Below are 12,800 nucleotides of genomic sequence, written 5' to 3'. Positions count from 1 at the left end.
CCAAAGCCCTAAATCCTATTACCTAATTTAGCTCTCTCTTCTCAATAAATAATTTGCCAGTTCTGCAAAAGGCTTTTTCTTATCTTCCGGAATATCGATTTTCTTAAGATAGCTTTGTCCGATTTCGTTGTGTTTTTCGATTAGACGCAATGCTTTTTCGTCCACTTTTGTTCTTCTGAAAATCTTTTCTACACCATAAACTTTGTCGATGTTATCCGTCTTTTTAGAATACCAGTAATCCAATTCTTTTCTTTCCTCATCTGTCGCATGTTCTCTTGCCATCAAGTAAAGAACCGTTTTTTTATTTTCATAAATATCTCCTGCATGTTTCTTACCAAATTGTGCCTGATCTCCGAATACATCAAGATAATCATCCATAATCTGGAAGGCAATACCGATATGTTTTCCGAAATTAAAAATCGCTTTTGCATCCTTAAAATTTGCTTTTGCGATCAATGCTCCGATTTCGAATGAAGAAGCACTTAAAACTCCTGTTTTGTAAGTAATCATTCTGATATAATCATCAAAAGTTACATCTTTCTGAGTTTCAAAATTGATGTCATATTGCTGACCTTCACATAAAAGCAATCCTGTGTGAGTGAAAATTCTGATACACGCTTTAAAAATCTCGGGTTCAAGATCTTCGAAGAACTTGTAAGCTTTTAACATTAATCCGTCTCCGGAAAGAATTCCCACGTTAATCCCGTGTAAAGTATGGATTGTAGGCTTATTTCTTCTCAAAGGTGCTTCGTCCATAATATCATCATGGATCAGTGTAAAATTATGGAAAAACTCGATCGCCAAAGAAGGCTTAATTGCTTCTTTCAGATCACCTCCAAATAAGTCGCAAGCCATTAAAACCATAATCGGACGAAGGCGTTTTCCTCCGTGAGAAATGATGTAATTCATCGGTTCATACAGCTCCGCAGGTTTGTCTTTAAAAGTATATTTTGTAATGGCATCAGCAACAATCTGTTGGTACTTGTCTAAAAATTCCATAAATTTTAATAGTTTAAGCAAAAATACAATTTTTCGAGGCTTTATAAAACAAAAAACTTTGCCCAAACGAGCAAAGTTTATATTATTAATTTAAATTTTTATTTTAAGAAAAAAATGTCACTAAAAGATAGGTAACTCCTGCAACAATTGCTGAAATAGGAATTGTAAGAACCCAAGCCCAAAGAAGACTTACCGTAATTCCCCATCTTACTGCAGAAATTCTTTTCGTTAAACCAACCCCGATGATAGAACCTGTAATTGTGTGCGTTGTAGAAACAGGAATACTCAACTGATCTGTAATGAAAAGCGTGATTGCACCTGCTGTTTCTGCACTTACACCTTCTAATGGAGTTACTTTTGTAATTTTAGTTCCCATTGTTTTGATGATCTTCCAGCCTCCGCTCATTGTTCCTAAACCAATTGCTAAGAAAGAAACCAAAGGAACCCAAAGATAATGCTGAGCAAAATAATCAAAACGTCCTGCTGATGGAATACTAAGATAAACAGGATCATGTAACATTTCAACATGATAATAGATCAAAGCTGCACCGATAATCCCCATTACTTTCTGAGCATCATTCAAACCATGTCCTAAACTGAACAAAGCCGAAGAAACAAGCTGTAATCTTTTGAAAGATTTATCTGCTTTGTATGGGTTTGATTTTTTATAAATATGAACAATAATTAATGTTATAATAATTGAGATTACCATCCCTATAATCGGAGCCATGAAAATGAACAGGAAAATAGGAATTACTTTATCAAATTTCACCACACTCTGAGTCGTCAATTGGTGGAAAGCATGTTTTAATGTTTCAAATAATCCAAGATCAGGCTGTGATGCTACAACGTCATGATAATCCAGCATAAAAGCATGCATTAATGCCGCTCCCAAAAAACCTCCGATTAATGTATGCGAAGATGAAGAAGGTATCCCAAACCACCATGTTAAAAGGTTCCAGGCAATTGCTGCTACAAGACCTGAAAAGATAACTTCAAGAGTAATAAAATTTTCATTAACCGTTTTAGCGATAGTGTTTCCAATTCTGAATTCACCTATAACATAAGCTGCTAAGAAAAATGCGGCAAAGTTCCAAAGTGCTGCCCAAAGAACAGCCTGAAAAGGCGTTAAAACCTTTGTAGAAACAATTGTTGCAATTGAATTGGCTGCATCATGAAAACCATTGATATAATCGAAGATTAGAGCTAAAGCAATAATAACCGTAAGTAAAATCGGAAATTCCATTTTTTTGTTATAATTGTTTAAGCGTATTTAATCATGATGTTCTCGATAGTATTAGCAACATCTTCTGCTTTGTCAGTTACTATTTCAAGATAATTAAGTACAGATGAAATTTTAATAATGTTAATCGCATCATTTGTTTCGAACAATTCTACCATAGAATTTGATAACAAATCGTCTGCGATATTTTCAATAGAATTTACTTTGATACAAGCTTCTTTTACCTGCTCCATGTTTTTGAAACCTTTAAGGTTTTTCATTGCATTCTGAATTTCAAGACATGCTTTGTGGATCAATAAAGAGAAATCTGAATATGCTTTCATTTCAGGCGACTTGTATAAGAAAATATATTTTGTAGAAGCGTAGATATAGTCTGCGATATCATCTAATCCTGTTGCTAATGTATGAATATCTTCTCTGTCGAAAGGAGTAATGAAGTTTTTCCCCAATTCTATGAAGATCTCGTGAGTCAGCTCATCATTTTTGTGTTCGTAGTCGCTCATTTTCTTCAACATTGTATCATCATTTACATCAAAGTCTTTGATACCTGTATTGAATTCCTCAGACATTGCTACAAGGTTTTCTGTTACTTTTTCGAAAAGTACAAAGAAGATTTTATCTTTGGGTTGAAAAGCGTGGAAAATATTACCAATTCCCATTTTTAAGTTTTTATAATTTGAGTGCAAATTTCTTAAAAAAGAGCCTTACCAAAAAGCATATGACGTTAAGTTTTGTTAACATTGAATTAACCTATCCTTTTTAAATAAAAAAACCGGCTCGAAAGCCGGTTTATATAGTTGAGAATGAGTTTAGTTAGCTTCTTCAGCTCTCATATCTTTTCCTCTGAATTTCATTGTAGAAATATTGCTTAAAAGATCTCCTTTGAATGATTTTTCGATCTCAAAGAAAGAAAATTTCTCTAAAATTTCAATATCGCCAATTTCTGCTCTTTTTTTGCTTTTCCCGTTTGATGTAGCTTTATTGATAATATCCAAAACGTCAAGTTTTTTCAACTGATCTTTTTTACCAAGATTGAAGAAGAATCTTACCATATCTTCATTCTTTCTTCTCGGTTTTGCACTACGCTCTCTTCTGTCTCCGCTTCTTTCGTTTCTGTCTCCTCTGTCGCGGTCTCTGCCTCTGTCACGGTCTCTTCCTCTGTCACGATCTCTACCACCTCTGTCATCGTCACGACTGCTTAGTTTCATGTCTACAAGGTCTTGTTTGTCTTTGTAGAACAATGCAAGATCTTTAAGCTGGAACTGAAGTAACTTGTGTACCAATTCTTCTTTTGTAAAGGCAGACAAATCAGGAATTAATGAATCATCAAATTCAAAGAAGTCTTCGTGTACTTCGAATAAGCTTTCAAAAACACCTCCAACCTGAGCTTTAACGATATCTTCTCCCGTAGGAATTCTAGCTTCGTTGATCTCAATTTTGGTAACCGATTTTATTTGTTTCAGTTTTCTGCTTTCTTCAGGTTTAATTAAAGAAATAGAAATACCGTCTTTTCCTGCTCTACCCGTTCTACCACTTCTGTGAACGAATACTTCCGGATCATCAGGTAAAGAATAATGTACAACGTGTGTCAGAGAGTCTACATCCAACCCTCTTGCTGCAACATCTGTCGCTACAAGAATATCGATGTTTTTCAATCTGAACTTTTTCATTACCGTATCTCTCTGAGCCTGAGACAAATCTCCGTGAAGAGCATCTGCTGCATACCCATTCTGCATTAAGAAATCGGCAACTTCCTGAGTTTCCATTCTTGTTCTGCAGAAAATAATAGAATACTGATTCGGGTTGGAATCAATTAGTCTCTTAAGAGCTTCTTTTTTCTGACGGTAACCAGCCACATAATATTCATGCTTAATGTTCTTCTTAACCTCGTTAATAGAACCCACAGAAATTCTGTGTGGTTTTGTCAAATAATTTTTGGTAATTCTCTCCACTTCTTTACTCATCGTCGCCGAGAATAAGAAAGTTTGTTTTGTTTCAGGAGTTTCACTTAAAATTGTTTCCAATTCGTCTTTGAAACCCATTGAAAGCATCTCATCTGCTTCATCCAAAACCAACCAGTGAATTTCTGAAAAGTCAAGAGCTTTTCTGTTAATAAGGTCGATCACTCTACCCGGAGTTCCCACAATAATTTGCGGTTTGTCCTTAAGAGACCTCATTTGATCCATAATACTGCTTCCACCATAAACTGCCGTAGTTTTGATGTCTTTCATGTACTTAGAATAGTTTTTAATGTCTTTTGTAATCTGAAGACATAATTCTCGTGTCGGGCAAAGCACCAAAAATTGGATTTTGCGACTCGTTGCGTCAATCATATCCAAAATCGGAAGCGAAAACGCTGCTGTTTTGCCTGTCCCCGTCTGCGCAAGTGCGATCAAGTCGCGAATATCTGAAAGAATGAAAGGGATAGTCTGTTTTTGGATTTCTGTCGGGCTTTCGTAACCCAGTTCGCCAATGGCCTTAAGGATGTCAGGACTTAAATTGGTCTCCGTAAATAAATTCATTAAATATTTTAAAATTTTTGCAAAGATACAACAAATATTTGGATTTCGTTTTATATAATATTACGAATATAATAATTTTAATTTATAAAACCATAATCATTTTCAAATTTCAACAGAAAAAACGTAATTTTTTTATTTTTAATTTAATGATTTTTCAAAAACAATCTCATTTATCAAATACCGTAGTTTTATTACTTAAAATTATGAATTGTCAAAAAAATAATTGCCATTTGATTTGTAAACAGAATTATTTAAATTTGATTAAAATAAAAATATGTCTGCAACTATTTCTCCGAAAGTTTTTGATTTTCTAAAAAAACTAACAACGAATAACAACCGCGAATGGTTCAACGAAAACAAGAGCCTCTATACCGATTCTCAGGAAAATATAGTTGCCTTTCTTGAAGATTTACTCACCGAAATGTCTGAATTTGATGAAGAATTAGGAAAAATTGATGCTAAAAAATCATTGTTTAGAATTTATCGCGATACAAGATTTTCGAAAGACAAAATTCCTTACAAAACCAATTTCGGAGCTTCTTTGGGAATGGGAAAAGGAAGCCAGAAAGGCGGCTATTATCTTCATATGGAGCCAGGAAAATCGTTTATCGCAGGAGGAATTTACATGCCTGAATCTTCTGTTTTAAAAGAACTGAGAAAAGAGATTTCTTTATATGGAGAAGATTTTCTTAAAATTTTAAATAATAAAGATTTCAAAAAACACTTTCCTGAGCTTGATCAGGATGATAAACTGAAAAAAATTCCGCAGGGTTTCGAAAAAGAAGATCCGATGGGAGAATATTTAAAACTCAAAAACTTTATTGTCGTTTATTACCTGAAAGATGAGGAAATTTTGGATAAAAACGCAGTAAAAAATCTGACAAAAATTTTCAAATTAATGAAGCCTCTGAACGATTTCCTTAATGCACCGTTTCTTTAAACTACAAATCTTAATACAGAATACAAATAAATATTTCAACAAAAATTAAATTCACATTTCTATTTGATAATCAAACTATTAGAATTCTTCAAATTTAACACGAGTTTAACATTTTTCCTTATATTTGCTTCTTGTCAAAAAAGTAAGAATGTCCCTGTACCAAAAAATTGCTGAAAAGCTACAATATATCAGTCCGAATTTTTATAAAAAAAGATATTTTAAGAGCTTAAATAACCTTAATAAAGATAATTTTTCTGCAAGAAATGTAGAACCGGAATTGGTCTGGATCAAAGAATTTTTACCCAAAAATGCTGTTATTCTGGATATTGGCGCTAACGTAGGAACTTTTCTGTATCAGCTTCAAAACAGGCTGAATCATGAAAATATTTACGCTTTTGAGCCTAACAAAAAACTTTACAGACGTCTGAAAAGACTGTTTCCTACCATGAGGGTTCTTCCTTTGGCGCTTTCTGATGAAAATACTACTGCGGAATTCAAAGTTCCCATTATCAACGGAAAAATAGTCGCATCCAGAGGAACGCTAAACACTGATTTCAAAGAAAAAGGTGAAGAAAAAAGCTATACGGAAAAGGTAAAAGTAATTAAACTTGACGATTGGGCTGCAATCGAACATTTCAACAGACTGGATTTCATCAAGATAGATGTTGAAGGAAATGAAATGAAGACGCTTTACGGAGCAAAACAGATTATTAAACGATTTACCCCGACAATGATGGTCGAAATGGAACAGAGACATCATGAAACACCTATTTGGAAAGAAATTTCTGAGGTTGAATCTTGGGGTTATGATGCAAAATATTTAAACAGACATAATTTCGAGCTTGAGAAATTAACAGAAGAAATTCTATTAAAAAACACAAACGACGAAAAAAATAAAACAGAATACATCAACAACGTTATTTTTATTCCAAAAAACTAATAAAAAAAGTCATGAGCGTAGTAGCAAGGCAAGGATTCAAATACTCTATCATTGGCTATATTGGCTTTTTATTGGGCACCTTTTCGATTTTTATTTTCACAAATAATCTTGAGTTCTACGGAACATTAAGATATATCATGCCAACTGCCGAAATGCTCGTACCTTTTGTTGTTTTCGGGATTTCTTATTCCAATGTAAAATTTTTTAACAGGGTAGATAAAGACGGAAAAAGGCAAAATATGCTTTCGCTTTCATTGGCTGCCGTTTTTATTAATTTTATTTTGTTTTTGGCTGTTTTTTTCCTGCTCCCCTATATTTTTCCGGGATTTAAAAATATGAAAGCCTGGAAAATCAAAGAAGTCATTCTTCCACTTACCTTAATGCTTTCATTTTGTGCTATTTTCAATAAATATATTTCAAATTATAAAAGAATTGTTGTTTCGAATATTTTCGACAATCTCTTTCCAAAAATTGCCAACCTTGGAGCTTTCCTGATCTTCATATTTTTAGCTTCACACTACACAGAAACCTCATCAATACCTGAAAGAACAGCATTGATATTTTTCTTCGGAATGTTTTTCTTAATGTTTATCGGATATATTTTCTATACCAATAAGCTGGAAAAGATTAAACTTGATTTCAGTACAGACTATTTTAAAAAAGATAATCTTTATAAAGAATTTGCGGCTTACAGCTTTTTTGGCTTTTTAGGGACTTTTGGTAATTACCTCGCAATCAACAACTTTATGATTGGAGAATTTCTGGGAATGGAAGAAAATGGAATTTATTCTATACTTTATGCCTTGATTTCTTTAATTTCTATTCCGCAATTGGGTTTATTCAATATTTCTGCACCGATTATCAGCAAAAATCTTGCTGATGGCGACATGGAAGGATTAGACAAATTCCATAAAAAAACCTCACTTACACTATATTTCTTAGGAGCAGTCCTGTTTTCGTGTATCATGGTTGGATTTCCTTATCTCACTTATTTCATGCCGAAAAGCGGAGTGATGCTAAGAGAATATGAACCTGTAGTCTGGATTTGGGGATCAGCGGTTTTGGTAGATTTGGCAACCGGATTTAACGGGAACATCATTTCTCTTTCAAAATATTACAAATTTAATATTATAGTAATGCTTTTATTGGCAGGACTAACAATTGGTTTAAACTTTTATTTTCTAAAAAACACAGATTTAAAACTGATCGGAATTGCTTTATCCACTGCGATTTCTCTTACAACGTACAATGTGATTAAAATTGCTTTCAATTATTTTGTATTCAAGGTTTCACCTTTAAGTATTGAGATGATTTTTGTTTCGATAATCTGTACTTTAGCGATTACGGTGGCGATTGTTTTACCGAATTTCAACAATAATTTTATCAATCTAATTTACAAACCTGCCGTAGTTTTGATCTTGATTTTTATTGGAAATTATTTCACCAAAGTCTTTCCTATTGAAGATTATTTAAACAAAAATTTTATCAAAAGTATCTTTAAATTTAAATAGAAATCAAGCTGTTTAAAACGTTTTCCAGATTTTCCTGAACTGATTTCTTATTATATTTTTTCTGAAAATCGAAATCACTGTTTTTAAGCTTCATAAATTGCTCAATTATATTTTCATGCTCAGGAACAATAAACTCTAGTTTGGATGAATAATTCTCAGGAAAAACAGCCAATTTTCCGAATTTTATAGCATCTCCTAAGTTTCCGGTCATTTTTGTTTTACCATAAATTTCTTTTTGGCTAAAAAAATCTATTTCCTGCTGAATAGGACACCACAAAATGTCGGCTTTTTCCATCCAGAATTCAAAATCGTTTGCAGAAACTCTTTCCGGAAAATATTTAATGCTGATATTTTGAGGCAACTTTTGGGATAATTTTTCCAAGTGTTCCAATTCACCGCCTTTTGCTTTTCCAAGAAATACGAATGTAAATTTTTCATCAGTTTTTAAGTTTTCAATAATTTTGAAAACATGATCGTAATCTCTTCTCTTCTGAGAAACTCCTCCCGGAATAACGATTATTGAATCCTGATTTGCCTCTTTTTCGTAGTTTTTGGTATAAAAAATCGGTAGAAATTTTAATTTCCCGGAAGAAAACTCCTCATCTAAAACCAAAATATTTTTCGCTTTCTGATATATTTTTGATGAATAAAATAAACCTTCTTTCCACCATAATTTCAATCTGTACACCATATCTCCTTTAAAAATATTTTTAAGCAGATTCCACTTAGAAGTATTGATGAAATTGAGATTATGAACAATAACGGCAGTATTATATTTTTCCGTAATAGCCTGAAAAGTATTAAAATAGCGATGAACAGTCCCAATAATAATCAGGTCATATTTTTTTGTTTTCAAGTCATCCAAAATCGTCGAGCTGTCGGAAATAAAGACAGAATCTCCTCTTCCAACCTGATTTTTGATTTTTTCCGAGAAATAATAATCCACGGAAAACTCTTGCGAATCGTCCATTATATCCATAAAAGACAATGCCACTTCCGCGTGGTGATTGTCTATTTCGATGTAGGCAATTTTCTTCAACTGATATTTTTTAGCAAATATAAAACTCCGGAATCAAATGTTAAACCATTTCTTTTTAAAGGCTTTCCAACGTTTATCATTGATGATTTTTCGCTCTTGTTTTGATATTTTTAATTCAAGTTTTTGAGAACGGCAGTTTTCGTAGGACTTGATAATTTTAAAGAAAAAAGAAACCGATTTGCTTTTCATAGCTTCTTTTGAGGATGCGATGTACGCTAAAAATCTGTTCAAACCTAAAAAATAAAAATATCTTCCGTAATAATCTGCAGGTTTTATCGTATAATCTGCACCTTTTACTTTGATTAATTTTACGTGCAATTCAGGAATTACAACTTCTTTCCAGCCTAAGTGTTCCAACAAAATAGAATCGATATTATCCCAGCCTAATGTTTCACGCAAACCGCCCATCTCGATAAAACTTTCTTTTCGGTACGCTTTCATCGGACCGCGAACGTGATGTTTGTTAGAATTTCCTTCATATACCCAATTATCCTCTTTTTCAACATATAAAAGTCCGCCAATCAAACCATATTTCGGGTTATTTTGGAAAGATTCTTCAATAGTTTTCAGATAATTTTCCGACAAGATAATATCTGCGTCAAATTTACAAATGATATCAAACTCTTTAATATCCTGAGTATTCAAACCATTCTTAAAAGCATTAACTACTTTTGAGCCCGGTTGATGTGCAGATTTTTCAAGATTGACAGTTCCAAATCTAGAATCGTTATCCGTATATTTTTTAATGACTTCGGAAGTTTTATCCGTTGATCCATCATTGACAACCACTACTTTAAAATCCTTAAAACTTTGCAGTTGTAAAGAATCCAGTGTAAATGAAAGATTATTTTCCTCGTTATGCGCAGGAATTATGATTAAAAACTTCACTTTTAAATTATAAATGATGATGAATAAGTGACAAACGATGAATAAGAGATTTAAAATTTCAATCTACGGATTATCATTTATCACCTATCCTTTATTTTACTTATTATGCGGTTTCAGCATGTTTTTAGGATCAAGAATTTCGTCCAGCCTTTCCTGAGAAAGAAGTCCTTTTTCCAACACCAGATTATAAACGCTTTTCCCCGTCTCCAACGCTTCTTTTGCAATTGCTGTTGACTGTTTGTAGCCGATGTACGGATTCAGTGCCGTTACAATTCCGATGCTGTGTTTTACCATGTTTAAACAAACATCTTTGTTTGCCGTGATTCCGACAATACATTTTTCACGAAGCGTATCCAAAGCGTTACCCAGAAAGTGAATATTTTCCATAATCGCGTGAGAAAGTACCGGTTCCATTACGTTTAACTGTAATTGTCCGGCTTCTGCAGCAAAAGTAACTGTCAGATCATTTCCAAAAACTTTAAAACAAACCTGATTAACTACTTCCGGAATTACTGGATTTACTTTTCCAGGCATAATTGATGATCCCGGCTGCATCGGCGGTAAATTAATTTCTGAAAGTCCGGCTCTTGGTCCTGAAGAAAGCAGTCTTAAATCATTACAGATTTTCGATAATTTCACTGCAAGACGCTTCATTGCTGAAGAATAAATCACGTAAGAACCTGTATCCGGAGTTGCTTCAACCAAATTCGGTGCAGAAACTACAGGAAAACCTGTTAATTGAGCTAAATTTTTTGCACAAAGTGCTGCGTAACCAACCGGAGCATTTATCCCTGTTCCGATGGCAGTTGCTCCCATATTTACTTCTACGAAAAGATTTGCATTGTTGTTTAATTTAGAAATATCTTCTTCCAGAGTAGCTGCAAATGCTTCAAATTCCTGCCCCATTGTCATAGGAACGGCATCCTGAAGCTGCGTTCTGCCCATTTTGATCACATCCTGAAATTCCTCTCCTTTTGCTCTGAAAGTATCAACTATTTTCTCAAGTTTTTCAACCAAATCAACATTCATCTGAAGCAATCCCATTTTAATTGCCGTAGGATAAGCATCATTTGTCGATTGAGAAAGGTTGATATGATCGTTTGGTGAACAAAATTCATATTCACCTTTATTTTTACCTAATTTTTCTAAAACTCTGTTCGCTATTACTTCATTGGCATTCATATTAATAGAAGTTCCCGCTCCACCCTGAATCATATCTACCGGAAATTGCTCATGAAGCTGACCATTAATTAATTCATCACAAACTTCAGCAATTTTGAAGTATAAATTTTCATCAAGCAAGCCAAGTTCATAATTGGTTTTTGCAGCGGCTTTTTTTACGAAAGCCAATCCTTTGATGAATTCGGGATAAGAAGATAAAAGCTGCCCCGAAATCTTGAAATTATTGATCGCTCTTTGCGTCTGTACTCCATAATAAGCATTTACCGGAACGTCTAATTCGCCCAATAAATCGCTCTCTTTTCTGAAATTTTCCATTACAGATTTTTTAAGTGTTTTAAGGTTTTAAATATAGCAAAAACGCACCGAAACCGATGCGCTTTAGTTTATTTATTTTATCGGATATTTTTGTAGTAAAGCCTGCAGTATTGAGAATGTTTCCGCATCCAGAATTCCGTCATAATTTTGTGGACGGAAGTGGTATTGGAAAGCTTCTATTGTTTTCTTTGTGGCATCATCCCATTTTCCACTCAGGTCCAATCCGTAACCGAATTTTTGCAATTGAGTCTGAACATTGAAAATAAATGTAGGATCGTTATATTTAACCTGAAAGTCGGTAGAAGTTTCGAAATCGTAAAAGCTTTGTTTCACTGCTTCATCGTACCACATCCCGATTTGATATTCATCATATAATTTTTTCCAAGGAAATAAAGGTCCCGGATCTTGTTTTCTTGTCGGAGCAATATCCGAATGTGCCAAAATATTAGTCGCCGGAATATTATATCTCGCTGCAATATCTTTCACCAAGGCTGCTACTTTTTTCACCTGTGCGTCGTCGAATGGTGCAAAAGTTCTTTTTCCAGCCACATCAGTCGTGAAACCCATATTTACAATCTCAATTCCTATTGAGGTATCATTAAGGTTTTTATCTGCTCTCCAAGAGCTTACTCCTGCATGATAAGCGCGTTTGTTTTCGTCAACCAATTGATAAATTTCATTGTCTCCGGTATTGTTCACTAAATAATGAGCACTCACCGCTTGCTGCGTTAAAGCCGTAATCGATTTATCATCCGCCAACGCAGTATAATGCAAGATCAAATATCTCTGTCTGAAATTTTGTCCTACAGCAGGAAAATATGTTTTCACTACTTTGTAGCCTGCAGGTTTTGCAGAAACTATAGAACCATAACTTGCGGTGTTATCATTCTTTGTAGGATCTGCTATATTAGTCGTAAAAAACTCTACTCCGTGTTCGGATGTAATTTGTGGTTTTGGCTTTTCAGAACCTGGTGTCTTTACTGCCGTTTTTGGCTGTACCACGGGAGTTCTGGGGATATATTGTTTTTTTTTCGCATTCTGTTGTGAAGTACAAGAAAAAACAAAAGCGCTTAATCCGATGATATATAATGTCTTACGCATTGGTTTGTTTTTTTAATGAGTTATCAGCTCAAAAATACACAAATTTTTCTTGAAAAATATTTGGTAAATAAAGAAATCTGTTCTATATTTGCACTCGCAATAACGGAACAACGATCATTA

The 12,800-nt window shown here is 33.8% G+C and carries 11 protein-coding genes; 3 read left to right on the top strand and 8 right to left on the bottom strand.

Annotated elements, in window-relative coordinates:
• Positions 1-27: 27 nt before the first annotated feature.
• The 4 genes from ABD745_RS03760 to ABD745_RS03745 all read right to left on the bottom strand — a co-directional run bounded on the left by ABD745_RS03760 (position 28) and on the right by ABD745_RS03745 (position 4,764).
• Positions 28-999 (bottom strand): polyprenyl synthetase family protein, encoded by a 972-nt coding sequence (locus ABD745_RS03760; protein WP_047402363.1) that lies wholly within the window; start codon positions 997-999, stop codon positions 28-30.
• Between the two features lie 103 nt (positions 1,000-1,102).
• Positions 1,103-2,245, bottom strand: coding sequence for an inorganic phosphate transporter (locus tag ABD745_RS03755; RefSeq protein WP_047402362.1), 1,143 nt, complete (start codon positions 2,243-2,245; stop codon positions 1,103-1,105).
• A gap of 17 nt (positions 2,246-2,262) precedes the next feature.
• Positions 2,263-2,901, bottom strand: a complete 639-nt coding sequence (locus tag ABD745_RS03750; protein WP_344825392.1) for a DUF47 domain-containing protein — start codon at positions 2,899-2,901, stop codon at positions 2,263-2,265.
• A 150-nt stretch (positions 2,902-3,051) separates the two neighbouring features.
• Positions 3,052-4,764 carry a DEAD/DEAH box helicase gene (locus ABD745_RS03745; protein WP_344825389.1) on the bottom strand — a complete coding sequence of 571 codons (1,713 nt, stop codon included), beginning with the start codon at positions 4,762-4,764 and terminating at the stop codon, positions 3,052-3,054.
• A gap of 274 nt (positions 4,765-5,038) precedes the next feature.
• Here ABD745_RS03745 and ABD745_RS03740 point away from each other — a divergent pair, with 274 nt between their 5' ends.
• From ABD745_RS03740 to ABD745_RS03730, 3 genes are all read left to right on the top strand, one after another.
• Complete coding sequence (locus tag ABD745_RS03740; RefSeq protein WP_344825386.1) at positions 5,039-5,704, top strand: DUF2461 domain-containing protein; 666 nt, start codon at positions 5,039-5,041, stop codon at positions 5,702-5,704.
• Between the two features lie 148 nt (positions 5,705-5,852).
• A complete protein-coding gene (locus ABD745_RS03735; RefSeq protein ID WP_344825383.1) occupies positions 5,853-6,644 on the top strand; it encodes an FkbM family methyltransferase in 792 nt (263 codons plus the stop codon).
• An 11-nt stretch (positions 6,645-6,655) separates the two neighbouring features.
• A complete protein-coding gene (locus tag ABD745_RS03730) occupies positions 6,656-8,155 on the top strand; it encodes a polysaccharide biosynthesis protein (RefSeq protein ID WP_047402355.1) in 1,500 nt (499 codons plus the stop codon).
• On the opposite strand, the gene ABD745_RS03725 is transcribed toward ABD745_RS03730, so the two are convergent.
• The 4 genes from ABD745_RS03725 to ABD745_RS03710 all read right to left on the bottom strand — a co-directional run bounded on the left by ABD745_RS03725 (position 8,148) and on the right by ABD745_RS03710 (position 12,680).
• Complete coding sequence (locus tag ABD745_RS03725; protein ID WP_344825376.1) at positions 8,148-9,194, bottom strand: glycosyltransferase family protein; 1,047 nt, start codon at positions 9,192-9,194, stop codon at positions 8,148-8,150. The genes ABD745_RS03730 and ABD745_RS03725 overlap by 8 nt on opposite strands.
• A 33-nt stretch (positions 9,195-9,227) precedes the next feature.
• Positions 9,228-10,082 (bottom strand): glycosyltransferase family 2 protein, encoded by an 855-nt coding sequence (locus tag ABD745_RS03720; protein ID WP_344825373.1) that lies wholly within the window; start codon positions 10,080-10,082, stop codon positions 9,228-9,230.
• 96 nt (positions 10,083-10,178) lie between these two features.
• A complete protein-coding gene (aspA, locus tag ABD745_RS03715) occupies positions 10,179-11,579 on the bottom strand; it encodes an aspartate ammonia-lyase (RefSeq protein WP_344825370.1) in 1,401 nt (466 codons plus the stop codon).
• A 72-nt stretch (positions 11,580-11,651) separates the two neighbouring features.
• A complete protein-coding gene (locus tag ABD745_RS03710; RefSeq protein ID WP_344825367.1) occupies positions 11,652-12,680 on the bottom strand; it encodes an N-acetylmuramoyl-L-alanine amidase in 1,029 nt (342 codons plus the stop codon).
• Positions 12,681-12,800: the final 120 nt, after the last annotated feature.

This window comes from Chryseobacterium ginsenosidimutans (assembly GCF_039536845.1).
GTDB lineage: Bacteria > Bacteroidota > Bacteroidia > Flavobacteriales > Weeksellaceae > Chryseobacterium > Chryseobacterium ginsenosidimutans_B.
Note: the sequence above shows the minus strand (reverse complement) of the source record. Positions and strands in the feature narration are given on the sequence as shown.